We start from the raw sequence: 25,446 nt of genomic DNA, 5'->3' as shown, positions 1-25,446 counted from the left end.
CCGTTCAGGCAAAAACGCTTAGCTGGCCAGCATCTTCTTGACTTCTTGAGTCAGAATCGGCACGGCCTCGAAGAGGTCGCCGACGATGCCGTAATCGGCGATCTGGAAGATCGGCGCTTCCTCGTCTTTGTTGATCGCCACGATCACCTTGGAGGTGCGCATCCCGGCCAGGTGCTGAATGGCGCCGGAAATGCCGCAGGCGATGTACAGGCTCGGGTTGACGACCTTGCCGGTCTGCCCGACCTGCATCGGCTGATCGGCGTAACCCGCGTCCACCGCGGCGCGCGACGCGCCCACCGTGGCGCCCAGGACGTCGGCCAGTTCCTCGAGGATCTTGAAGTTGGCGCGGTCTTTGATGCCGCGGCCGCCGGAGACGATGCGCTCGGCCTCGGTGAGGTCCGGGCGGCTGCTCGCCGCCGCCATGATTTCGACGATCTGGGCCTTCGGGGCGCCCAGGTCGGCCGCGATCGCGGCTTCCGCGCCGGCCGCCGCGCCGCCTTCTTCCACTGGAATGGTGTTCGGGCGAACGGTGGCGATGGCCGGAGCGCCGGGGAACGCGACTTCGATGAACGCCTTGCCGGCGAAGACGGGCCGCTTGGCGATGAAGTTGGCGCCGTCCATCCGGTAGCCGACGATGTCGCTGGCCAGGCCGCCGCCGACTTTCACGGCGAGGCGCGGGGCCAGGTCTTTACCCATCGCGGTGGCGCCCAACAGCACCACGCCCGGGTTTTCCGCTTTGATCAGGCCGGCCAAAATGTTGGCGTAGCCTTCGGTGTTGTATTTTTCGACGCCGTCGGCCAGGAAGACCTTGGCGGCGCCGTAAGCGCCCAATTTCGCGCCCAAGCCGGCCAGGCCCTTGCCCACGGCTGCGGCCAGAACCTGACCGCCCAGGCCCGCGGCGATTTTCTTGGCGGCGCTGAGCATTTCAAAGGTGATCTTTTTCGGCTCCGCTCCCCGGAGCTCCGCGATGACCAGTACGTTCGACATTGTTCCTTCTCCTGTTCGAACCCGGTTTCGCCGGGAAGTAGTTGGATTAGATGACCTTCGCTTCTTCGCGGAGGAGCTTCACCACGTTGGCGATCCGCGCCGCGAGGTCGTCCGCGGTGCCCTTGAACACCTTGCCGGCCTGGCGTTGCGGCGGCAGCGACCAGCCGACGATCTTGGTTTTCGCGTCACCGGCGGAAGTGCCGGCGTCGGCGGCGGTTTTCTTCGCCAGCGGCTTGCGCTTGGCCTTCATGATGCCCGGCAGGCTGGCGTAACGCGGTTCGTTGAGGCCCTTGGTGGCGGCGAGGATGATCGGCATCTTGCCCTGCACGACTTCCTTCGCGCCGCCTTCGATGTCGCGGTAGGCCTTCACGTCGTCGGCGCCCACTTCCACCTTGCTCACGACGGTCACCTGGCCGATGCCCAGCATTTCGGCCAGCATCTGCGGCACGGCGGCCGCGTCGTCATCGACGGCTTGCTTGCCGCTGAGGATGATGCCGTAGTCCAGGCCCTTGAGCAGCCCGGCCAGGCCTTTGGCGACGACGTACGGATCGACGCCGTAGAGCGAATCGTCCTCGAGGTGGATCGCGTCGTCGGCGCCCATCGCCAACGCCGTGCGCAGCGCTTCTTCGCAGCGCTTCGGGCCGATCGAGACGACGGTCACCTTCTGGGCTTTCCCGGCTTCCTTGATCTTCAGGGCTTCTTCAACGGCGAACTCATCGTAAACGTTGAGCACCCACTTGATCCCCTCTTGATCGATGTTGCTGTTGTCACCGAGCAACTTGATCTTGGTCTCGGTGTCCGGCACCTGCTTGCACAAGACGACGATATTCACGGTACCCCTCCTTTGAATAAAAAGCAGATGGTTGTCGCTTATCGCAACCGCCGACCGGCGGTCAGTTTTTCAACCCCCGAATGAACAGGTCGGTCGCCTGCTGTGCCAAGGTTTTGAATTCGTACTTCGGCGAGGGCGACAAGACCGAATACAACACCAGTTCGTCCAAGGCCCCGAACAACATGCGCTTGACCACTCCCGGATGGGCATCGGCGCGGAACACGCCCCGATCCTTGCCCTCGCGGATGATACGGCTGATGACGTTCAGGTACTCGGCGAACTTGCGCGGCACGTATTCCTTCATGAATTTATGGCTTTGCCGGAGTTCGACGCTGATCACCTCGGCCAGGTGCCGGTTCTGGTCCATCAATTCGATGTGCATCGCGATGAAGGTGCGCAGTTTTTCCTCGGGATCGGCGATGCCGTCCAGCACTTCCTGGAACCGGTTGTTCACGTCGTCGAGCCGTTCCTCGAACAGCTTGATCAGGATGTCGTCCTTGTTCTTGAAATAGAGATAGATCGTGCCGTCGGCGACGCCGGCTTCCTTGGCGATCTGGCTGATTTTCGAGTTGTGAAAGCCGTTTTTGGCAAAGACTTTAATGGCGGCCCGCAAGATGCGTTCGTGCTTATCCTTGGTGGAGTTGCGTCCCTTACTTAAATTCAGGTTATACGATTGCACCCCGTGCTCCCGTCAATCCGACCACGACCCCCCCTCGTGGGAGGTCGACTGGCTTCCAGTTCTAATGGGTTCGGATGAAGATGGCCTTTCCCCTGCTTGGAACGCCATCGCCCGTGGTTTGTCACGGACACTGAATGAATCTTCACTCATTGACGAAACTACCAGACCCCACCGAAGCCTGTCAAGGCGGAAAACGGCGGTTTTGCACCGTTCGGACGGGCGTCGGCTCGGCGGCGGCCGGGGATCAGCGCTCGCGCGAAATTTTGTTATTCTATGTTTTTATGGAAGGGTTTTACCAATGGATTCGGCGGCTTCGCGATAGGCCGCGAGAAATTGTTCGGCCATCCGGTCCAGGGTGAACCGGGCGGCGCGACGGCGGCCGGCGGCCCCTGCGGCGCGCGCGGCTTCCGGGTTCTCCAGGTAACCTAAGACCGCGGCCGCCATCGCCGCGGCGTCGCCCGGCGTTACCAGCCGGCCGGTTTCGCCGTCCGCGACCAGTTCCGGCGGCCCGCCGGCCGCGGTCGCGATCACCGGCCGCCCGGCGGCCATCGCTTCCATCACGACCAGGCCCAGCGCCTCCACCGTGCCCTGTTCGGGCTGGGCGTAGCAGGACGCATGAATGACCAGATCGCAGGCGGCCAGGACACGCGGCACATCGCCGCGGTGACCGACGAAATGGACGCGGTCGGCCACGCCGTTTTCCTGCGCCAACCGCCGGCATTCCGCCAGGTATTCGGCGTCGCCGGTGCCGACGATCGCCAACACGGCCTGCGGCAACCGGGCCGTGACCTCCCGCCAGGCGGCGATCGCCACGTGCTGGCCTTTCCAGCGCGAAATCCGCCCCAACAGGCAGGCCACCGGCGCGTCGGGCGGCCAGCCCAGTTCGGCCCGCGTCGACGGGTCGGGCGGCGGCGCATAGGCGGCGGCGTCGATGCCGGGATAGACCACGCAGGTCCGTTCGGCCGGCACGCCGTTCTGGTCGACCAGGAACCGGCGCACCGCCTCGCTGATGCAGATCACCCGTTGCGCGGCGGCCGCCAGGCGTTTTTCCCGCCCGCCGAAAACGCGGATCATCTGCGCGTAAAACGCGACCGGCAGGCCGGCGGCGCGGCAGGTTTCCAGCACCGGAATCTGCGGCAGATTGAGGTTGTTCAGATGCACCAGATCGGGCCGGAAGCGGTCCAGCACGGCGCGGATTTCCGGCGCGAGGCGGTTGGTGAAGCGGCGCATCGCCAGCCAGCCGCTCAGCCGGGGAATCGGCCCCCCCATCAGCCCCAGCGCCGGATCGAAGACGTTGCGAAAGCCTTCCCATTCCGCGGTGAGGACTTCGACGCCCGCCGCGAGGTGCGGCCGGAACAGGTCGGGGCGCGAGGCCAGGACGCCCACCGGCGTTTGCCGGCGGATCAGTTCGTTGGCCAATTCGGCGCTATCGCGGATGCTGCCGCCCATGGAAGGGCTGTTGTCGATGATCAACAGGCGCATGATGGCTCGTTCGCCTCGCTGTTTTCAGGGTTGAGGCATCATAGGAAAGCGGGATCGTCCTGGCAAGAAAGAAGGCGGCGGCCTGGCCGATTGTTTCACGATCGCCCCGCCGCGCGGCGCGACATTTCGTGGTATCATGAAGGTTTAGAACCTCATTCCGGCCGACTTCGGGTCGAAAAAAATTGGGAGTGAGGAACAGAGGGGTTTAACATGTCCTTGCAGGTGGTCTTGCACCGGTTGACGCCGTCCGGCGGGCAGAATTTCCCCGTTTGCGTCGATCTGGGATTGGCTTACCTGCTCAAGGCGTTAGAGCAAAACGGGGTGGAAGCCGCCTACCACGACGGCGTGCTGCATCCCACCGCCGCCGACGACCTGCTGGCCCGCTACGGCCGCGACGAACCGTGGCTGCTGGGGCTCAAGCTCTATTCGCACCAGATCGGCCCGGCCCGCGCCCTGCTGCGCCGCCTGAAAGACCGCAACCCGCGGATCGTGGCGGTCCTGGGCGGGCCGCATCCGTCGGGTCTGGTCGAGCAGGTTTTCGCCACGGTGCCCGAAGCCGATTACGCCTTCGTCGGCGAGGGCGAACCGGGCCTGCCGCGGCTGGCTCGCGAAGGCGCGTCGCCGGGCGACTGGCGCGGCGAGGTACCGGGGCTGATCTGGCGGGACGGCGAAACCGTGCGCGCCAACCCGCCGGACTACGTCGCCGATCTCGACGCTTTCGGCGAGGCGCCGTGGGACCGGGTCGGCCTGGCCGAATACCTGCCGTACCGCACCCCGATCCGCAACGCCGCCCTCGTGCCGATTCACACCTCGCGCGGCTGCGCTTTCCATTGCACCTATTGCATGGGCCACCGCCTGACGGGCCACCGCGTGCGCTACCGCTCGCCGGAACGGGTCGTCGCGGAAATCGCCCGGCTGCGGCGCGACTACGGCGTCGAATCGGTCTCGATCCAGGACGACAATTTCACCTCGCGGCGCGAACACGTCGTAGGCTTTTGCGAGGCGCTGCTGCGGGCCGGGCTCGGCGTGCGCTGGGATTGCCTGTCGACCGGCGTGCGCCTCGATGCGCTGGACGCCGACCTGCTGCGGCTGATGGAACGCAGCGGCTGCCACGCGCTGAGCCTCGCGGTCGAATCGGCCAACCAGGAAGTGCTCGACGACATGCGCAAGGGCACGAAACTGACCGCGGTGGCCGAAACGATCCGGCTGATCAAGCGCGAAACGCGGCTGACGACCAACGGCTACTTCATTCTGGGCTATCCGACCGAGACGCGGCGGACGGTCGCCAACAGCATCCGCTTCGCGCGGCGCGCGGGCCTGGATTACGCGCTGTTCTTTTTGTTTTCGCCGCTGCCGGGTACCGAGATCACCGCGCGGCTGCAACGCGCCGGCCGACTCGGCGACATCGATTGGGAAAGCTTCCAGTACGACGCGCCCAGCGTGCCGCTGCCGGATTTGTCGCGCGGCGGGTTGAAGCGGCGGCAGCTTTGGGCCTACCTGAGTTTTTACCTGCGCCCACGGGCCTTTTGGCGCCTTTTGCGCACCGCGGCCGGTGCCGGCCAACGGGGCGATCTGCGGCGGCGGCTGGCTTCGCTGCTGGGGCGGCGCGCGTCGAGGGAGAGTTGACGAGTGGTCGCGGAACACCACATCGCTGGGCCGGCCAAAGGAACGGGGCTGTTCCTGTACCTCAATCTGTTTCCGGACGGTTCCCGCCGGGCCGTGCGCGGCCACAACCTCACGGTGCAGGGCATCAACGCCAACGCGCCGCTCGGCCTGCTGTACCTGGCGGCCGTCGCGCACCGGCGCGGCTACGACGCGGACCTGCTCGACCAGCAGGTGGAAGCCTTCGACGCCGCGACGGTGGTGGAACGCATCCGGCGCGAACGGACGCGCTTCGTCGGCCTTTATTGCTGCCATTACGATCCGCTGATCGCCAAGGTGGCCGCGTACGTCCGGCGCATCAAAAGCGAAACCGACGCCGCGGTGATCGTCGGCGGGCCGTCGTTCGATCCCCTGCCGGTGCTGCAGGCCGGGGCGGACGCGGTCTGCCTGGGCGAAGGCGAAGCGACCTTCGCGGAGTTCCTCGATCACCTCGAGGGCCAACTGCCGCTCGACCGTGTGCGCGGCATCGCCTATCTGCCCGGCGGCCAGGTGCATCAAACCGCGCCGATGCCGCTCGTCGAGGATCTCGACGCGCTGCCGTTCCCCTGGCGGAAATACGTCGACCGCTATTTCATCACCGGCAATCCCAACTGCCGCCGGCCGATGCTGGAACTGGTCGGCTCGCGCGGCTGCCCGATGCGCTGCTCGTTCTGCGGCTCGCCCGGCTTCTGGGGGCGCAGTTGGCGGCTGCGCAGCCCCGGCAACCTGCTGGACGAGGCGCGCGAGCTGATCGACCGCCACGGCGCGCGGTATCTGCACTTCCGCGACGACCTGTTCGGGGCCGACCCGCGCTGGCTCGACCGGTTTCTCGACCTGTACGAGGCGATCCCGAACCGGCCCAACTGGTCGTGCTACCTGCATCCGGCGTCCTTCGGCGAACGGCGCGAATCCTACCTGCGCCGCCTGGCCGCGAGCGGGCTGAACATGGTGGTCTACGGCCTGCAATCGACCGACGCCGGCATCCTGCAGGGCATCCACCGCCGCGCCGAGGAGCCGGCGATGCTGGCCGAGCAGTTGCGGCTGGCGCGCCGCCTGGGCATCCTGACTTTTGTGGGCATCATTTTCGGCCTGCCGGGCGAAACGCGGGAAACCATGCGCGCCACCGAACGCTGGGTGAAAAAACACCGGCCCGACATTCTGACGATCATGCCGCTGGGCCTGCTGCGCAACTCCGAGTTCGGCGAGCGGTACCAAAGCACGGACGAGGTGACGCCGCTGCCCCCGGCGTTGATCAACCGCGAAATCCGCCGCGTGACGCGTTCGTTTTACGCGCACCCGCGCCATTTGCCGCGCCTGTTGTGGTACGTGCTGCGCAAGAATCCGGGCTGGCTCCGCCAGGCGCTGCCGCGCCTGCGTTACGGCCTGCAATTTTTCCAATTTTCGCGGAGGGACACGAATTGGTGAGCGCCGTCGACCGTCCCGTCGCGTTCGCCGCCCGATTGCGGCGCGACGGCGTCCTGTTTCTGATGCCGCGCAACCTCTATCAGGGCTGGCCGTTTTCGAACGATTTCACGCGGCACATCCTGGCGGCGCCCTCGAGTTGTTTTCCGCAGTTGGCGGCGATGATTCCCGAGCTGCCGGTGCGCTACCTCGACGCCGGGCTCGACCGCCGGCTCGACTACACCGATTACCTGGCGCAGCTCGGCAGCGCGCCGGTCGTCTGCCTGAGCGCCGTTTCGCCCCTCGTCGCGCTCAACACCGAACTGACGGTGCGGCTGATCCGGAAGCATTTTCCCAATACGCTGATCGTGCTCGGCGGCCACCACGCGACCTTCTACGCCGACCAGTGGCTGGCGCGCGGCGTCCACGTGGTCGTGCGGCGCGAGGGCGAGCCGCCGTTTCAAAACCTGTTGCGCGCGTTGCGGGACGGCCGCCCGCTCGACGACATTCCCGGCCTGTCGTACCGCGACCGCGACGGGCGGGCGCGCCACAATCCCGAGGCGCCGTTCCTGCCCGACCTGGACGCGCTGCCCCTGCCGAATTGGGACATCGTCGACCTGGCGCAATACCGCTTCCGCCTGCAACCGCATGGCCACCCGGCGACGATCGAATCGGCGCGGGGCTGTCCGCACGGCTGCGCGTTCTGTTGCGCGGCCTCGATGTGGAACCATACGCAGCGATTCAAGAGCGCGGCACGCATCATCGGTGAAATGGAAAACCTCGTCGGCCGCGGCGTCGGGTCGATCCTATTCGCCGACGACAATTTCGCGGCGCGGCGCGACCGCGATTTACGGGTGTTCGACGAGATTTTAAAGCGCGGCTGGCGACTGGGCCTCTGGTGTTTCCTGCGCGCCGACCTCGCGCTGAACGATCCGGAATACCTGGACGTGGCGACGCGCGCCGGCCTGCGCATGGTGTACATCGGTTACGAAACGGTCTGCGACGAGACGCTCGACAAGTACGAGAAGAATCCGGCTCAGGGCGTCGGCCCCGCCGCGTACCCGCAAATCTACCGGCTGCTCAAATCGCGGGGCGTTTTCGTCTACGGGCTGTTCGTGCGCGACTTTGACGCCGAGCAGGAGGACAAGGTGCGCTGGCCGGTCTGGCGACAGGTGCGGCGGATCAGCGACATCACCGCGCAAACCCGTTTCATTCCGATGCGCGGCGTGCCCGGCAGCGAGGACCTGGCGGCCCGGGGCTACGAACTGAAAGACCTTTTTTACCACGACCGGTTCATGCCCGCGTTCCGCTACCGCGGTCGGCCGCAGGGCTCGCGCTACGTTCTCACCGCCGCTTACGACCTGCTGAAACCGGCCAACTTCTACAAAATGCTGGCCGGTTCGTTCGTCGAGCGATCGTTTTTCCGTTCGCTGTACCGCGGCTTGCTGGCCGACCTGTGCCGCCTGCGCTGGCTCAACCTGCGCGCCTTCGCCGTGACGATGCGGCCCAACCTGCCGCTCGACGAGCGGCAGCGGCGCATTTCGACGATGTTTCGAAGGGCGTTCGGCGTGGCCGATTCGCCGCCGGATGGGGAGGACTAGGCCGATGAGCCGGTGGCGCAACCGAGTGAAGCTGGCGGCCGATTACTGGGCCGGGCGGCCGGAGGCGCGCGGTTACCCGATCTCGGTCACCGCCGAAACCACCACGCGCTGCAACCTGAACTGTCCGATGTGCCTACGGGTGCGGGACGATCTGCCGCCGCGGGACATGCCGCTGGATTTGTTCGCGCGCCTGTGGAACACGGGGCGGCCCGCCTTCGACCACCTGATCCTGTACGGCCTGGGCGAACCGCTGTGCGATCCCGCGTTTTTCGCCAAGGCCGCGCTCGCCGCGCGCCGCTGCGCGGCCGTGCAGGTGTCCACCAACGCTTTGTTGCTCGACGAAGACCGATCCCGGGAGTTGCTCGAAACCGGCGTCAGCCAGGTCATTTTTTCGCTCGACGCGGCGCGGCCCGAAACCTACGCACGCCTGCGGCCGGGCGGCGACTATGCCGCGACCGTGGGTCATATCGAGGCCTTCCTGCGCCTCAACGAGGAGCGCGGCCGGCCGGTGTTCACCGTGGTGCAATTGGTCGTGCTGCCGGAAAACCGCGCCGAAATCGACGAATTCCGGCGCCGCTGGGATCGCCCCGCGGTCGGCGCGGTGCGCCTGAAGCGCGACGAGGTGCGGCCGCACGATCCGGCGGCGAAGCCGGCCCGCCGCGCCCCCTGTCCGGTGCTCTGGCGCGGGCCGTTTTTCGTGCGGGCGGACGGGGCCGTGCACCCTTGCTGTCACCATCACCGAGCGGAACCGCTCGGCAATCTGCGCACCGACAAACTGGCCGACCTGTGGAACCATCCGCGGCTGCGGGAATTGCGGCGGGCGCACGCCGTCGGGCAGGGCAACGCGGTGCCGCACTGCGATCGTTGTTTTCTGGAGACGCCGTCGCGCGTCCTGACCGCGCTGTCCTTCCTGCCGAGCATCGACCTGGCGCAACGCCTGCTGCCGTGGGCCGAACGCCGGCTTGTACCGGCGGCGCCATGAAGCGGCCGCCTCCGCCGGATTTGCGCCACCTGCCCGCGACGCGCGCGGAAATGGCGGCGCGCGGCTGGGAAGAGCTGGACGTCGTGCTGGTGACCGGCGACGCCCACGTCGATCATCCGTCGTTTCCGGCGGCGCTGCTCGGCCGCTGGCTGGAGGCGCGGGGTTTCCGCGTCGGGGTCATCGCGCGGCCCGATCCGCAAGACCCGGCGGCCGTCGCCGCGCTGGGGCGGCCGCGGTTGTTTTTCGGCGTGACGTCCGGGGCGCTGGATTCGCTGGTGGCCAATTACACCGCGCTGAAAAAGCCGCGCTCCGACGACGCCTTCGCGCCCGGCGGCCGCGCCGGGGGGCGGCCCGACCGCGCCTTGACCGCCTACTGCAACCTGGTGCGACGCGCCTTCGGCAAAAGCGCGTTCGTGGTCGCCGGCGGCCTCGAGGCCGGGCTGCGCCGCTTCGCGCATTACGATTACTGGTCCGACCGCGTCCGCCGGCCGATTCTGATGGATTGCGGCGCGGATATCCTCGTGCACGGCATGGGCGAGGGGCCGCTTCTGGAAATCGCCCGCCGCCTCGATCGGCTCGGCGCTCCCGGCGCGGCCGAGAAGGATTTCACCGCCCGGCGCCTGCAGGCGGTGCACGATATTCCGGGCGTGGTCTACCGCGAACCGAAGAGCCGGCCGGCGCCCGCGGAGGGCGTCGCCCTGCCGCCGGCGGAAGAGGTGGCGGCCGATCCGGCGGCGCACGCGCGCGCCTGGCTATTGCACGAGCGGCACCGTCGCGTTCGTCAGTGGCAGGAAAGCGGTGGGATGCGGGTGATCGCCAATCCGCCCTGGCCGCCGGTGACGACCGCCGAGTTGGACGCGTTGCACGAATTGCCGTTCACGCGCGACCCTCACCCCATGTACGGCGACCAGCGGATTCCGGCCTTGGAGCAGGTGCGCTTTTCGCTGACCTCGCATCGCGGCTGCGGCGGCGGTTGCGCGTTTTGCGCCATCAACGCGCACCAGGGCAAGCTGGTGTCGAGCCGTTCCCCCGAATCGCTGCGCCGCGAGGCCGCGCGGATCGTCGCGCACCCGCGATTCCGCGGCACGATCCAGGACCTCGGCGGGCCGACCGCCAACATGTACCGCGTCACCTGCGCGCGGCGCGAACCGTGCGACCACCCCTCGTGCCTGTGGCCCCGGCGTTGCCCGCATCTGAACGCCGACCAGCAGCCGTACCTCGAACTGCTGCGGCTGATCCGGCAGCTTCCCGGCGTCAAGCACCTGTTCGTCACCACCGGTTTGCGCACGGATCTGGCCGTCTCGTCGCCGGACCTGGTGCGCGAGCTGGCGCTCGTCCACACCAGCGGCCTGATGAAGGTCGCGCCGGAACACAGCGTGCCGGCGGTGCTGGAGATTATGCGCAAGCCCCGGGTGGAGAGCTTCGAGAAATTTCTCGAGATGCACCGGCTTTTTTCGCGCGCGGCCGGGCGCGAGCAGTACGTGCTGCCCTACCTGCTGGCGGCGCATCCCGGCTGCACGCTGGCCGATATGGCGGCGGTGCGCGAGTGGCTGATCCGGTGGGACTTAAAGGCGGAACAGTGTCAGATTTTCACGCCGACGCCGGGCACGGCCGCGACGGTGATGTACGCCACGGGCCTGGACCCGGCGACGTTGCGGCCGGTGTTCGTCGAGCGCGACCTCGAGCGCAAGCAATTGCAGAAGGCGCTGATCCTCCACCACCTGCCCGAAAACGCCAGCCGCGTCCGGCGCGCCCTGCAGATCGTCGCGCGGGAAAACGCCGACGCCGTAGCGGCCAAAGAAAAACGCACCGGCCTAAAGCGACCGGTGCGTCCCCGCTTCCCGAAAAAAAGCTGACGGCTACTCGAACTGCGCCGGCTCGCAGGCCTCGGCGTCGGGCAACTCGAGCAACTCGCCGAGCGAGAAGCCGACGAACGGCTGCTGCGGCACTGGAATGGCGCCCGTCGCGACCCAGAAGCACAGCCGCTCCGGATCGAAGACGATCTGGTAGATCGCGCCGTTCGTGGCGATGCTCTCGTTGTTGTCGAATTCGTCGACCGAACTTTCTTCGCCCGTGTACGGATTGACCCGGTCGCGCAACAGCGAAACCATCGCCGCCGGATCGAGTTGCCCCCACATCGTGTCCGCGCCGTCGGGCGCGACGAGTTGCTGCACGCGGTCGAAGCGTAGCGTGCTCGAGCTGCTCGGCGGCTCGGCGTCGTAGTCCCGCGTTTCGGGGGCGACGAAATGGTTGGTGCCCCAGACCACCGCGTCGCTCAACTCGCGAATGCCGATGTGCTGGGCGGTCATTTCGAAAATGCCGGCGCGGTGTTCCTGGCCGCTGGCCACGCCGAAGATTTCGACGGTCATGTGGTCGGAATCGAGCACCGTCTGCCGGACCTCGTCGAAGTCGTGCGAGTTCTTGAGCAACTGGCCGAGCATCTGCACGTGGCTGCGGCCGACGCGGTCGTGCTGCGTGTTGTCGAGCGGATCGGCCTCGTCCGAGGCGATCGAAATACCCGCCGCGTTCATCCCGGAATAGGGGCTGAGGTTGCCGGGGAAGCCGATGTAAACGTGGGGCACGCCGCCGTCCGGCTGCCGCACGTGGATCACCGGGTAGTCGAGCAGATAGTCGATCTTGTCCCAATCGAGGCTGCGCGCGTGGTAGATCCCGCCGTCGGCGGTCGCCGCGTCGGCCGCGATCGCCTGCGTGCAACCGGGCGCCAGGGCTTTCGCCGGGGGAAAGCCGTTGCTCAGAAACTCGACGAGCACGTCGCCGAAATTGAGCAGCAGGCAGACCTCCATCGTCCAGCCCACGTCGCCGGCCGTGTCGACCAGGCCCTGGCATTCCTGCAAAACGTCGGGGTACGAGTTGTCGACCGCCAGGTCGATCAGCCCGAGCAGGCGGGCGAGCGGGATCAGCAGGTCGATCAGGTGGTAGGTGTTGAGCCAGTCGATGCCGGCCGCCAACTCCTCGTGCAGCAGCGTGCCTTGTTGCTGGCCCATTTCGTAGGGCGTGCCGGCCAGCCAGACGATCGTGAAGCGCCCCACGTCCTCGCGATGCGGTTCGACCGGCGTCCAGGTGGTGTCGTCGTCATCCGCGGGGGACTGGTCGTTGTCGTCGTTGTCGTCGTCGGGCGCGGCGGAATCGTCGTCGGCCGGCGCGCCGTCGTCGTCGTTGTCGTCGTCGTCGCCACAGGACGCCGACAGGCAAAGCGCGACGGCCAGCAGCGCCGCGAAGAGCAGCGCGTAAATTCGTTGATTCATGAGCGGCCTCGTTCGGTTAGTGGTCCAGGACCTGACGTACCTTCTGCACCAGCGCCTCGATGGCGAACGGCTTGGAAATGAAATTCGCGTCGGCCTCCAGGATCCCCGAATGGACGATCACGTTTTCCGTATAACCGGACATGTAAAGGACCTTGAGGTTCGGCCGCCGTTCCCGCAATTGCCGGTACAACTCCTTGCCGTTGATATTGGGCATGACGACGTCGGTAAGCAAGAGGTCGATCGGCTCGTTGTTGCGCTGCGCTTGCAACAAGGCGCTGCCGCCGCCGTCGGCCACCAGTATCCGATACCCGTAGCGCGCGAGGATTTTTTCCGCCAGGTCGCGAACCGTCTGCTCGTCTTCGACCAGCAGGATCGTCTCCTTGCCGGTGACCTCGCCCCGCGCGGGCGCGGGCGGCGCGGGCGCCAGCGGTTCATCGCAACTCGGCAGGTAAATCTTGAAGGAGGTTCCCACGCCCTTTTCCGAATAGACCCCGATGGTGCCCTGGTGCTGGCGGACCATGCCGTAGGTCGTGCTGAGGCCCAGGCCGGTGCCGCGGCCCTTTTCCTTGGTGGTGAAAAACGGCTCGAACAACCGCGCCTTGGTGTTTTCGTCCATGCCCTGGCCGGTGTCGCTCACGGCGAGCATCGCGTAACGGCCCGGCACGGCGTCCGGGTGCTGCCGGCAATATTTCTCGTCGAGTTCCACGTTGGCCGTCTCGATCATCAGCTTGCCGCCGCCGGGCATGGCGTCGCGGGCGTTGACGGCCAGATTGACGAGCATCTGCTCGATCTGGTGCCGGTCGACCTTCACGTGCGCCAGGTCGGGCGCGGGCACGAACACCAACTCGATATCCTCGCCGATCAGGCGCCGCAGCATCCGTTGCGCCTCGTTGGCGATTTCGTTGAGGTCGGCGACCTGCAGCGAAATGATCTGCTTGCGGCTGAACGTCAGCAGTTGGCGGGTCAGCCCGGCGGCGCGCTCGGCGGCGCGGTGGATTTCCTCGATGTCCGAGCGCAGCGGATCGCCCGGGCGGAGCGATTGCAGGATCATCTCGGTGTAGCCGAGGATGCCGGTCAACTGGTTGTTGAAATCGTGGGCCACGCCGCCGGCCAGGCGGCCGATGGCCTCCATTTTCTGCGATTGGAAGAGCTGGTTTTCGAGCAGCAGCCGTTCTTTTTCGGACTGCTTTTTCTGGCTGATGTTCTGCGTCATCGCCATGCCGGCCACGACGTCGCCGCGCTCGTCGTAGACCGGCAGCGTGTGAACCTCGTAGAGGAAATCGCCGAAGGCCACCTCGGCGACCCGTTTTTCGCCGGCCAGCGCGGCGCGGTACTGCGGTTCGACCGCTTCGCGGACCGCGGGCGGGAACAAATCGGCCAGCGTCCGGCCCTCCATTTCCTGCTTGGTCATCCGCAATTCCTGCAGGCCGGTCCCGTCGACCAGGAGATAGCGCAGGTCGTGATCGAACAGCAGGATCATGCCGTTAGGGAAATTGGCGGCCAGCGTGCGGTACCGTTCCTCGCTTTTCTTCAATTGCGTTTCCGCGCCGTGGCGCGCGGTGATGTCGGTCAGGATGCCGCACAACGCATAAACCCGCCGTTCCTCGTCGAACAACGGGAATTTCGTCGCCAGGTAGCGACGCAGGCCGCCCGGCGAAATCATGATTTCCTCGAACTCCATGGGCTTTTCGGAATTGAGCACCTCGATGTCGTGGGCGCGATACTGGCGGGCCTGCTCGTCGGGAAACAGATCCTGGTCGGTCTTGGATAGGATCGAGCCTTCCGACGAACCGATGATTTCGCGCAGCAGCCGGTTGGCCAGTAGATAGTGGCCGCGCGTATCCTTGATGAAAATCGCGGCCGGCGCGTTGTCCAGCACCGCCTGCAGCCGGCTTTCGCTCAGGCGGCGGCTGCCCTCCAGTTGCGTCTCGCGACGCAAGTGCTGCGAAACCAGGTAGTAGACCAGGCCGGCCGTCACCAGAACGTAGAACCACCCCTTGAAGGTCTGCAACCGGGTGAGCAGATGGGCATTGGCGACAAAAAGCGCCAACAACCGGTCCGAGAAAAGGATCCACAGGCCGCCGAAAACGGCATAGATCAACGCGATCCGCAAGGCGGGCCGCAGTTGCAGCATACGCCGACTGCTGGTTTTCACGCTCCGATCCCCTAGGCTTATTTTCTTTTTGTTAGCACGATGAAGATGCTCAATCCTCCGTGAGCGAGGGGAGTATAAACATAGGCGGCGTTATCTGGCAAGCACCCGCGCGGCGCGCGGCGGGGTTTTTGCTGGTTCGCCCGGACGAGCGGCGCGCGCGCGGCCGCGCTCAGCGGGAAAACTCTTTGCTTTTCTCGCAGATGCGGCATTGGCGGCCGAATTCGAGGTCGTATTCTTCCAGGCGCGCCGGTTGGCCGAGAATTTCTCCGGTTGGACCGTCCAATTTCACCCGGCCCTCGGCGAGCACCACCAGGCGGTCGCAGGTCTCGGCGGCGAAGTACAAATCCTGCGTCACGACCACCACCGTTTGCCTCAACCCGCCGATGAACCGCGCCAACATCAACTGGGTCTTCGGATCGAGATTCGCCGACGGTTCGTCGAACACCCAGATGTCCGGCCGCATCGAAATCACCGTCGCCGTCGCGATGCGCTTGCGCTGCCCGAACGACAGGTGGTGCGCGCTGCGTTCGCCCAGGCTCGCCAAATTGACCGCGGCCAGCGCTTCGTCCACCCGCGCCTGCACCTCCGCCGCCGGCAGGCCCATGGCACGCGGACCGAACGCCACGTCCTCGAGCACGGTCGGGCAGAAAAGCTGGTCGTCGGGATTCTGAAAAACGATGCCTACCCGCCGGCGCACTTCCTTCAGGTTGGCGCGGACCACCGGCGTCCCGAAAATCCGCACCTCGCCGGCCTGGGGCGTCAGCAGGCCGTTCAATTGCAGCAGCAAGGTCGATTTGCCCGCGCCGTTCGGCCCGACGATCCCCACCTTCTCGCCTGGCTCCAGGGTCAGCGAAACCCCGGCCAGCGCGGCGGTGCCGTCCGGATAGGTATAGTGCAGGTCGCGAATTTCGATCGCGGGCATCGTCATCCTTTCAGGGCCAGACGCGCCGTCAGCATCAGGCCGATCACCGCCGCGGCGAAAACGGTGTCGCGGCCGGCCAATCGCGCCGCCGGCAGATAGGCGTATCGCCCGTCGTACCCGCGCGAGATCATCGCCAGGTAGATGCGTTCCGCCCGCGCGTAACTGCGCAGGAAGAAAACCGCGATCATCTGGCCGATGGTGCGGGCTTGCCACAACCACCGGCCCCGATAGCCGCGCGCGTCGCGGGCGATTTTGAGGCGGAGCACCTCGTCGGTCAACACGAAAAGATAACGATAGGTGAACGACAGGATCATCACCACCACGTCCGGGCAGCGCAGCCGCCGCAATCCCTGCAACAACTGGGGAAAGGGCGTCGTGCCCGACAGCAGCACGATCATCAGAATGCCGAAGCTCGCCTTGGCCGCCGTGTTCCAAAACACCAGCAACCCGCCGCGCGACACTGCCAGCCCGCCGAGGCCCAGGCTGTAACCGCCGCCCACCGCGTCCGCCTTGAGAAACGGCAGAAACGCGGCCACCAGCAGCACGAACGGCACGATCATCAGCAGCCGGCGCAGCACGAACCCGGCCGGCAACCGCGACAGCGCCAGCAGCGCCGCCGCCAGGGCGAAATAGGCCCCGAACGCGGCATAGGCCGTCGGCGGCGTGCTGACGCAGATCACCACCGCCGCCAACACGGCGACGATTTTCGCGCGCGCCTCGAGGCGGTGGATCGGGCTGTCCAGCCCGCTGGTGGAATCGAGAAAGCCGTGCTTCACTTCGCGGCGGCTGGGGCGCTGTTGCGTCTGGTTACGAGCAAACCGACGCCGGTGCCCAGGGCGAAAACCGCCAGTGTGCCGATGATGCCCGCCAGGCCGGTCGATAAACCCTCGGATTGGACGCCCGGCAGCGCGTAATCCGGCATGGGCGAATTTTTCCACGCCGGCGGCTGCTCCTCGGCCTTGCCCAAAAAGCCGTGATCCTCCGCCACGCGCTCCAACCCGTCGGGCGACGACGACGCGTGCGGCGAAACGACCAGCGCCAGAAACAAGGCCACGCCCAGCCCGATCAGGGCGAATCCCCAATTTTTGCGCGTCATTTGTTCGCCTCCTGCAATTGCCACAGCAGATCGCGCCGCGACGCCAGCACGGCCGAAACCACCGCGACCGTGATCGTGGCCTCGCCCAATCCGATCAGCATGTGCACGCCGACCATCACCGGCAAAACGACGCCCAGCGGCGACGTGCCGGAAATCGCCAACTCCAGCGAGCAGGCCGTCGAGGCCAACACCACCGACAGCCAGGAAGCGGCCGCGACCCGCGCCAGATAGAACTTTTTATGATCGATCGCCTGGTCCTGGGCGCCCCGCAGCAATAGAAAATACGGCACGATGCCGCCGATGACGCCCATGTTGAAGACATTGGTGCCCAGGGCCGTCAGACCGCCGTCGGCGAACCCCAAACATTGAATGACCAGCACGATCGCCATGATCAGGCAGGCGTTCCACGGCCCCAGCAACAGCGCCGCCAACACCGCCCCCAGAAAATGCCCGCTTGTCCCCCCCGCGATCGGGAAGTTGAGCATCTGCGCCGCGAAGATGAACGCCGCCGTCACGCCCAGCAACGGCACCTGCCGCTCGCCCAGTTCCTGCCGCGCCCGCCGCACCGCATACGCGCAGGCGCCGCCCGCCGCGACGAACGTCGCGAGATTCACCGGCAGGCTGACGAATCCGTCCGGAACATGCATGGTTCTTCTCCATTTGCTGTTGTGATGAATCGAAGCCTTCCAGAGCGGCGGCGATAGTAACACACTTTTTATAATCGTGTCACGGGGGGTGGGGCAAATTGTTTTTTTTTCGGGTACCGGCCGGCGCGTTTCGGCGCGGCCGATCGATTCAATGGGTGGGCAGGCGGAAAAAGGAGTAGGCGGCCTTGAGGTAATATTTCAGCCCGCTCCAGCCGTTCCTGCCGCGCCCGATGTGGCGGAGAAAAGTGAAACTGAAATAGTGGCGAAAGAGCAACCGCTTCTGGATGCGGGTCAACTCCCGCAACGAAAAGTTTTCGGTTCTCCAGGAAGGTTTCGCCCCCAGCAGCACGAATTCGTCCCAGGGGGTGTCGTCGCCGAGCAGGCCGCGCTCGCGCATCAGCGCATTGAGCGGCGTGCCGGGGTAGGGCACCGCGATGCTGACGATCAGCAGGTGCGGGCGCAGGCGCTTGATCAACGCGACGCTTTGGGCGATGTCCTCCCGGGTTTCACTCGGATGCGCCCCGAGAATGAAATCTGCCTCCAACTGCGGAATCCCCGCCGCGTGCGCCGCGTCGAAGGCGGCCGTCGCCTGCTCAACGGTGATCCCCTTGCGGATCTGGCGGAGCAGGCGCGGACTGCCGCTTTCGATCCCGAAAACGATTCCGTGGCAGCCGCTTTGTTTCATCTCCCGCAGCAGCGCGGGCGTGACCTCGTTGACCCGCGTGGTGCAGTGCCAGACCATCCGCTGATCGCGCAGGTAGCGGAAAATCTCCGGCAGCCGGTCCGGATTGGAAGTGAAGGTGTCGTCCAGAAACAGGATGTGGTCGGCGCGGTATTTTTCCCGGCAGAGCCGCAGTTCGGTGAGCACGTGCGCGGCCGAACGGTAGACGACCCGGCGGTCCTGCGAGACGCAGAAAAGGCAGTTGCCGACGCAGCCCCGCGCGGTGAACACGTCGCAGCTCGTCCGGTTCTTGCCGGCAAAGCCGCGAAAGCCCGGCGCGGTGTAGCGCCCGCGGGGCAGCAACTCTCGGTTCGCCGGGGGCAGCGCGTCCAGATTCTCGATCCGCGGCGGCGGCGGATTGGTGCGAATCGCGGCGCCCTCCCGCCAGGACAGGCCGGGAACATCGGAGGAGCGGCCCGCCGGTAGCGCCTCGAGCAGCGCTTTCAGCGGCAGCTCGCCCTCGCCGCGAATGATGTAGTCGAAGCCGGGAAATTCCGCCAGCGACCGTTCGGGCAGGGCGCTGACGTGCGGCCCGCCGGCGACGATTGGCAGGCGCGGCGCGTGGGCTTTGATCCGCGCGGCCAACCGCGCCGCTTGCAGGATCGTCGGGGTCATCGCGGTGAAACCCAGCAGGTCGGGCCGGAAGCGGTCGAGCCAGGGTTCCAGGTCGACCTCGGGCTCGACGTCCAGGTCGCGGATCTCGACCTTGGCGCCGTGGCTTTCCAGCCAGGCCCCGAGCATCGCCAGATTGAGCGGCGGTTTGGAAAGGAAGAACGTGGCGCGGCGCCGCGCCGACGGCGGCCGGATCAGCCCGACCCGTTTGCCTTGCAGCGAACGCGCTTCATCCCCGCTTACCGCGCCGCCTGGTCGTTGAAGTTCCTCAGTCACGAACGAATCGTTTCCTCCCTGCTATCGTCGGATAATCGCCGTCGAATCTTACCCGACCGGTCAACCCGCCGCCAGCGTGACAGCGATCTCGGATTTGCCTAACAGGGGTTTTCGCTCCTTCGTGCATTTCGGATAAGGGGACACAGCGATGCAAGGAAAGAAAATGGGGGCGCTTTTGACTCGCGTGATTATTGCCTCAGAAAGGGTGGAAGTTCCTAATTAACGTTCCAATATTTAATCAATTCTTTAATTCCAATATAAAAATTAAACATTGCAAGTAAAATCATGATAACGGCAAGCAGATAATAGAAAACCATATATTCATAACAGTTCACTGCCATTTGCACACATATGAGATAGTGTGAAAGGAGTAACCCTTGCAAACACTCTTCCCTTTTTTCATTCTTGAAATATAGATAAAAGGAGGCGAAGAGCAATAAAATTGCAAGAAAAGAAAATATTATTGAAAAAAAAGAAAAATTAATAATTGATCCAGATTTGAATAAATACAGTAACCACAATGGAAAAGTATAGTAACAAATGTATGATATCAGTGAAAATGTTTGGTATTTTCTTGTTCCCTTGTTGATATACATTAATTTAATACCTACCTGTGGGCAACATATCAAGATAATCATTCGCAATATTGTTGCAACCCGGACATTTACTTGGGGAATTCCGGGAATTCCGGGGGGCCGAATTCCGTCCGGAATTCCGGGGACACATTACCTATCTGGGAATTCCGGGGACACATTACCTATCTCCTCTCGATTTTTGGCTTAGGTCCCGGTTTTTTCCGGCGCAGCAGGCGGTCTATTTTCCGCTCGATGCTTTCGATGAACCTCTCGTCGCCGAGCGGGCGGCCGGTGTGTTCGTGGCGGCGCAAATCGGCTAGTTCCTCATCGGACAAGGCGCTTTGCAGGAAGGCGCGCCAATCGCTCACCATCTCCAACAGCGGCCGGGTTCGCACCAGAAGATCGTCGCGCCCGCTCAGGTGCGCCGCCGCACTGCTCCAGCGGTAGTCCTCGGGGCGCGCAACCAACCCCGCCCGCACCGGATTGAGTTCGACGTACCGCGCCGCCGCCAGCAGGTGCCGCTCATCCAGCGGAAACGACGCGAACCGCCCTTGCCACAAATAGCCGCGCCAGCCCTCGCGAAAGTTGATCCGCCGCGTATAGCGACGGTGCGCCTCGCCGATGCCGCGTCGCAAGCCGTCCGCCTCGTCGGGCGTCGCGATCAGGTGCACGTGATTGGGCATCAGACAGTACGACCAGATCGACACGCCGCACCGCGCGCACCACTCGGCCATCAGTTCGAGGTAACTCTCGTAGTCGCTTTCGTTGAAAAACGTTATCTGCCGCCGAACGCCCCGCTGGGTGACGTGGTGCGGCAACCCAGGAACCACTACTCGTGCTATTCGTGCCATGGATCGATGCTACCAAAACCGAAAATGGAAGGCAAGAGATGAGTATTGTGTCCCAGGAATTGTGAAAGATGAGTATTGTGTCCCCGGAATTGCCGGAATTGCCCGGGAAGTCCCAGGAATATCCTGAAATATTTGACAATGTCTATTTGTTTTTTGACCTGTCAACAATCATCTTAATGACTTTTGGAAGTAAGATGAGTGATAATGTGACACAATAATAAAATAAAATATTACCAAATACTGATATTGCTTGCCCTTGCTCTCGATGTAAAAGTAAAAAGGGTAGAATCAGTTGAAGCGAAAGAAGTAAAAGCCATGTTCCAATTATATTCGTCTTTCTGTTTATCATTATTAATGACGAAAATATAAATATAAATAATCCATATATAAAGTATTTTTCGATTTGCTCATCATATTCTCTGGAGTTGCTGATATTTATCGAGTAATAGTATATTGCATTTATCGCAATTACGAGAATTATAAGTGTAATCAATATAAATATCATTACCCATTTTGTTGTTTTCATCATAACTCCAACTTGTTAATTTATTAATGCATTACTCAACCAATCAAAACTTCCTTCGCAATTGCATTTGGTTTTAGCATATTCTCCAATATCCACTCCAGCTTGAATATCATTTGCTTTCCTACACATCGGATTAAAACCAGATGACCCCATTTCCCGCATGCATACGTCATCATATTCTGAAAAAGCTTTAGCCCTACATTGTATACATTGGATAGTTAGAGGTAAACCTGTTAAAATATCAGTCGCTAGAACTAAAATCGCCACGGCACCTCCACCAACGGCGAAGCCGTATGCTAATTCCCCCGTCAATGACACGCCAAGAACACCCCCACCAACGCCGGCAAGCATTGTAAAGAAAAACATTGCACATCCTTCATTACCATTCAAATCATATACCTTTAGAGGATTGTTGGTTGCATATTTATAATTGTTATAGGCCAATTCAATAATCTTATTTTTCATTTTCATGGTAACTTCATCCGCCTGCAGATACCTCCCCGCAATCGGATCGTAATAGCGGTGCCAGTTGTAGTGCAGGCCGGTTTCCGAATCATAGTACTGGCCGGGGAAGCGGAAGTTCATCGTCACGGTTTCGCCGTCGCCGTCGGGGTCCTCGTCGAGCGACACGGTCTTGCCGAAGGGCTCGTACTCCGCCGCCCAGACCACCGCGCCGTCGGCGTCGGTCAGGCGCACCGGCGCCCCGATCTGATTCAAATGCGCCCAATACGGCTTGTACACCAGCACTTCCTCGTCGTCGCCCATCGCCCGGCCGCTCCGGGCCGTCAGCAACACGAAGCTTCCCGCGATCATCCCGCCCGCCAGCAGCGCCGCCAGCGACAACCGAATCTTACCCGAACGGTCCGCCCGCCGCCAGCGCGGCAACGCCAACGCCACCGCCATCGGCAGCAGCAGCCAGGCCACCTCGTACGGCGATTGGAACCCGTTCTTCTTCGCCGCGCAACCGAACGGCGAGGGCTCCACCAACTGCGTTTCGAGGTCGGCCGCGCCCAGCAGCAGCTTGCCGGCGTAATAGTACTCGCGCGTCGCCGTCGCCTCGGTGGCGCCGTCGGCCTGCGTATACTCGGCGATCAGGTTGTCGAGCGCGTCGTAAATGTAATAAAGGGTGTCGCCGCCCTGTTTGACCTTCCGCACCCGGCGCTGTTTGGTGTCGTACTGGTATTGGTACGCGCCGCCGTTCACCTTCGAAATCATCCCCTGGTGATCGTAGGCGAAGGTCAGGTTGCCGCCGGCGTTCTCGAGCTGAAGGCCCGTCACCCGGCCGTAGGCGTCGTAGGTGTAGGCGCGCGATGCCGAATAGCCGTTGATTTCCGCCAGGCGGTTGCCGTTGTAGGTGAAGCCGTGGGTGACGCCGCCGTCCACCAACGCGGCGCGGTTGCCCAGGCCGTGCGGATCGTAGGAATACGCCTGATCGTTGTAGATCCCGCTCCCGGCCTGATAGGCGGTCGCGGTTTTCAGTTGATTCAGCGAATCGTAGGTGAAGGTCATGCCCTGGTCGGCCGTCTGGTCGATCAGCGCGGCGATGTTCAAGTTGGCGTCGGGTTCGTAATGGTAATCGACGATCTTGTCGCCCAGGCTGGAATTGCCGGTTTCCAGATCGGTCAGGAAATAGCGCTGGTTGTAGGTGAAGTTGGTTTTGCGGCCGTTGCCGTGCGTGATCGACGACCAGGGGCCGAACGGCAGGTAGGTCGCCGCCGTCAAGAACTGGTGGCTGATCGCATCCTGATCCTCGGGCACCGCGACATCGACCTTCAACGAGTTGACCTTGAAGTCGGCGTAATCGTAGGTGACCACGTTGCCCGACGGGTAGGTGATCGTCCGCAGGTTGCGGTTGGCGTCGTAGGCGTAAACGATCTCAAAGGTCTTGTCTTGAATGACGATGGTGTCCTTGATCGGTTTGCCGTCGAAGGCGTAGGCATGAGTGATGGAGTAATCGTCGCCGTCGCCGTTTTCCTTTTCATCGATGGTTTCGGCCTTGACGCGGCCCACGCTGTGCGCCTGGCTGTCGCCGGGTTGGCCCCAGGTGTACTGATGAATGGCCAAGGCATCGCCGCCGCCTTCCGGAAAATATTCGCGGGAATAGAGCTGGCCCAGGCCCATCGCATCGTAGGTAAAGGTGCTGTGAACCCCGGCGAAGCGGTTATATAGCGGCTGATTCAGGGCATTGTACGCCTGCCGCCAGACGCCGAAATCGGGCGAATCGACTTTGACCAGACGGCCGAAATCGTCGTACACGAAGCCGTATTCGACGTTCGTTCCATCGACGGCAATCGCGGTCAGATTTTTTTCGGTGTCGTACGAAAAGAGCCAATCGCCCCAGTCGGGCCCGTGAACGGCGGCGATGTTGCGGAAATTGTCGTATTCGTAGGTCGTCTCCTGCCCCTTGTAATCGCGGACCGAAACGAGATTGCCGTCCTCGTCGTAGCCGTATTGCAGGTAGCAAGTCGAACTGGAATCGCCGTCGCAGAACTGTTTGATCAGCCGATCATTGCCGTCGTATTCGAAGGCTTTTTCAAACGTCACGGATTCGCCGTCGGTGGCTGAAATCGCCGTCGGGTTGTGATAGAGGTCCCAGGTGATATTCAGGACGTTGCCGGCGGTATCGGTGATGCTCCGGATGTTTTCCTGGAAATCGTAGGCCAGCGAATAGAGCCATTCGCCGTTCAGCGCCACGACGCGCAGCAGATCGTTGTCGTAATAGGTTTTGGCCAGGGTGTATTGCAGCGTTTCGCCGTCATACACTTGAATGGAAGTCGGCGAACCGAAGCCGTTTAAGGTCGACTGCACGGTGACTCCGTTTTCGTCGGTTACCTTGGTCGGCTTGCCGCTGGTGACATCGTAATCGGTATAGGTCGTGGTGTCGCCGTTGGCCAGCACCACGCTTTCCTTCATGCCCGGCGCCGCCGCGCTCTCATCGTAATAGGTATAGGACGTCTGGTAGCCCGTACCGCTTTGTAGCGGATTCATCACGGCCGTCATTTGCAGATCGTCGTTATAGACGTAGCTCGATTCGTGGGATTGCTGTTCGATTTCGTCGTTGGCGGCGGTCACGAAGGTGTACCCGGTCTCGGTGTAATACTCGATGAGCCCGGTGCCGTCGAGGTAATCGTAGTTTTTGTATATTTCATCGGCGGCGTCCAACACCGACGGCCGGCTGATCGCGGAGATTTTACCGGTGCCGGATTCATCGCTGGCGCTGGATTCCAAGGGGTCGCGGTAATCGTATTCGTAATTGGTTACAATGCATTCTTCGGAATTGGAACCTTCCCCCAGGCAGAGAGGATTGCTGTTTGGCAACGGACATTCGCGTACTTGCTTGACGAATTTATTGCGGCTGTCATACCAATATTCGCCGGTCGCCGGTGGATTGGCGTAGTTTTCCGTCTGCGTATTGGTTCCATATCGCATGCAGTAGCCGTGTTGGCCGCTTTCGTCGATCACGGTCATCGGACGCAAGGTATCGCGCCATTCGATTCGCGAAGCCGTCGAGCCGTTTTTGCAGCTTGAGCAATCGGAATAACCGGAGGAATGTGTTGGTAAATGATTGAACAAATCTTTTCCGAGGTAGGAGTCGCCGGTCATTTCAATGGTTTCAACGGCCGCGCCGTTCGGCATGGACGATTTTTCGACCTCGACCTGGGTAACGAATTTATAGAGGTATGAATAGGACCGCGTTTCGTCGTAATTGTACCTGAATATGAAAGTTTGAAAGACATTGTTATTTGCGTCGATAATGCTTTCGGAGGTTACTCCATTGTTATCATTGTAAGTGACAACCGTCGTTTTTTCCGGCAGATCCGGTGTCTGGTAGTTGGCACTTCGCAGTAAAAATTCGGTATCGCAACCCATGACTCCACATTGATTATCGACGATTTTATAGCCATAGGATATTGCCCGCTGGTAGCTGCCGTCATAGTACGCCTTGATCAAGACGCCTTTTTCCGAATATTCGTAATTCACTCTGGCCGAGCCGCCCAGTGGACTTTGTGCGTACACAGGGCCGCGAATTTCAGTGATCGGCGATTCGCTGTCATTACGAATTAAGGCAATGGTGTAGCCGCGATAGCTGTCCGGATTCAGAAAATTTCCTTGTGGATAAAAGAAATAGTAGATCACGCTGGGGTCGGTATAGCGCACCCAACAAAACTCCCGGCCGTCCTTGGTGATTTTTCG

At 62.9% G+C, this 25,446-nt stretch carries 18 protein-coding genes; 5 read left to right on the top strand and 13 right to left on the bottom strand.

The window, feature by feature from the left end:
• Positions 1-18 precede the first annotated feature (18 nt).
• The 4 genes from GX444_19965 to GX444_19950 form a co-directional block, all read right to left on the bottom strand.
• Positions 19-987, bottom strand: coding sequence for an electron transfer flavoprotein subunit alpha/FixB family protein (locus GX444_19965; protein NLH50858.1), 969 nt, complete (start codon positions 985-987; stop codon positions 19-21).
• Between the two features lie 46 nt (positions 988-1,033).
• Positions 1,034-1,819 (bottom strand): electron transfer flavoprotein subunit beta/FixA family protein, encoded by a 786-nt coding sequence (locus GX444_19960; GenBank protein NLH50857.1) that lies wholly within the window; start codon positions 1,817-1,819, stop codon positions 1,034-1,036.
• 61 nt (positions 1,820-1,880) lie between these two features.
• Positions 1,881-2,483, bottom strand: coding sequence for a TetR/AcrR family transcriptional regulator (locus GX444_19955; protein NLH50856.1), 603 nt, complete (start codon positions 2,481-2,483; stop codon positions 1,881-1,883).
• A gap of 294 nt (positions 2,484-2,777) precedes the next feature.
• Positions 2,778-3,980, bottom strand: coding sequence for a glycosyltransferase family 4 protein (locus GX444_19950; GenBank protein NLH50855.1), 1,203 nt, complete (start codon positions 3,978-3,980; stop codon positions 2,778-2,780).
• Between the two features lie 210 nt (positions 3,981-4,190).
• Here GX444_19950 and GX444_19945 point away from each other — a divergent pair, with 210 nt between their 5' ends.
• Genes GX444_19945 through GX444_19925 form a run of 5 tightly spaced genes read left to right on the top strand, consistent with a single transcriptional unit; the run spans position 4,191 to position 11,461 of the window.
• Positions 4,191-5,606, top strand: coding sequence for a radical SAM protein (locus tag GX444_19945; GenBank protein NLH50854.1), 1,416 nt, complete (start codon positions 4,191-4,193; stop codon positions 5,604-5,606).
• A 3-nt stretch (positions 5,607-5,609) separates the two neighbouring features.
• Positions 5,610-7,046 carry a B12-binding domain-containing radical SAM protein gene (locus tag GX444_19940; protein ID NLH50853.1) on the top strand — a complete coding sequence of 479 codons (1,437 nt, stop codon included), beginning with the start codon at positions 5,610-5,612 and terminating at the stop codon, positions 7,044-7,046.
• Positions 7,043-8,623: a B12-binding domain-containing radical SAM protein gene (locus tag GX444_19935; GenBank protein ID NLH50852.1), complete on the top strand. Its 1,581-nt coding sequence runs from the start codon at positions 7,043-7,045 to the stop codon at positions 8,621-8,623. Before GX444_19940 ends, GX444_19935 begins: the two co-directional genes overlap by 4 nt.
• A 4-nt stretch (positions 8,624-8,627) precedes the next feature.
• Positions 8,628-9,605, top strand: coding sequence for a radical SAM protein (locus GX444_19930; protein ID NLH50851.1), 978 nt, complete (start codon positions 8,628-8,630; stop codon positions 9,603-9,605).
• The gene (locus tag GX444_19925) at positions 9,602-11,461 is read left to right on the top strand and encodes a YgiQ family radical SAM protein (protein ID NLH50850.1); all 1,860 of its coding nucleotides are present in this window, start codon (positions 9,602-9,604) and stop codon (positions 11,459-11,461) included. The genes GX444_19930 and GX444_19925 overlap by 4 nt, the downstream gene beginning before the upstream one ends.
• A gap of 3 nt (positions 11,462-11,464) precedes the next feature.
• Here the strand turns inward: GX444_19925 and GX444_19920 are convergent, their stop codons facing one another.
• The 9 genes from GX444_19920 to GX444_19880 form a co-directional block, all read right to left on the bottom strand.
• Positions 11,465-12,871, bottom strand: a complete 1,407-nt coding sequence (locus GX444_19920) for a hypothetical protein (GenBank protein ID NLH50849.1) — start codon at positions 12,869-12,871, stop codon at positions 11,465-11,467.
• Positions 12,872-12,887: 16 nt separating this feature from the next.
• Positions 12,888-15,026, bottom strand: coding sequence for a PAS domain-containing protein (locus tag GX444_19915; protein NLH50848.1), 2,139 nt, complete (start codon positions 15,024-15,026; stop codon positions 12,888-12,890).
• 169 nt (positions 15,027-15,195) lie between these two features.
• Entirely contained in the window at positions 15,196-15,948 is a 753-nt protein-coding gene (locus GX444_19910; protein ID NLH50847.1) for an ABC transporter ATP-binding protein, read from the bottom strand.
• A 2-nt stretch (positions 15,949-15,950) separates the two neighbouring features.
• Entirely contained in the window at positions 15,951-16,724 is a 774-nt protein-coding gene (gene cbiQ / locus GX444_19905) for a cobalt ECF transporter T component CbiQ (protein ID NLH50846.1), read from the bottom strand.
• Positions 16,721-17,044 carry a hypothetical protein gene (locus GX444_19900; GenBank protein NLH50845.1) on the bottom strand — a complete coding sequence of 108 codons (324 nt, stop codon included), beginning with the start codon at positions 17,042-17,044 and terminating at the stop codon, positions 16,721-16,723. The genes cbiQ and GX444_19900 overlap by 4 nt, the downstream gene beginning before the upstream one ends.
• Positions 17,041-17,691 (bottom strand): energy-coupling factor ABC transporter permease, encoded by a 651-nt coding sequence (locus tag GX444_19895; protein ID NLH50844.1) that lies wholly within the window; start codon positions 17,689-17,691, stop codon positions 17,041-17,043. The genes GX444_19900 and GX444_19895 overlap by 4 nt, the downstream gene beginning before the upstream one ends.
• 148 nt (positions 17,692-17,839) lie before the next feature.
• The gene (locus GX444_19890; protein ID NLH50843.1) at positions 17,840-19,300 is read right to left on the bottom strand and encodes a radical SAM protein; all 1,461 of its coding nucleotides are present in this window, start codon (positions 19,298-19,300) and stop codon (positions 17,840-17,842) included.
• A gap of 757 nt (positions 19,301-20,057) precedes the next feature.
• Positions 20,058-20,726 carry a transposase gene (locus GX444_19885; protein ID NLH50842.1) on the bottom strand — a complete coding sequence of 223 codons (669 nt, stop codon included), beginning with the start codon at positions 20,724-20,726 and terminating at the stop codon, positions 20,058-20,060.
• A 541-nt stretch (positions 20,727-21,267) separates the two neighbouring features.
• Complete coding sequence (locus GX444_19880) at positions 21,268-24,729, bottom strand: RHS repeat protein (protein ID NLH50841.1); 3,462 nt, start codon at positions 24,727-24,729, stop codon at positions 21,268-21,270.
• Between the last annotated feature and the right edge of the window lie 717 nt (positions 24,730-25,446).

Source organism: Myxococcales bacterium, from assembly GCA_012517325.1.
Lineage (GTDB): Bacteria > Lernaellota > Lernaellaia > Lernaellales > Lernaellaceae > JAAYVF01.
Note: the sequence above shows the minus strand (reverse complement) of the source record. Positions and strands in the feature narration are given on the sequence as shown.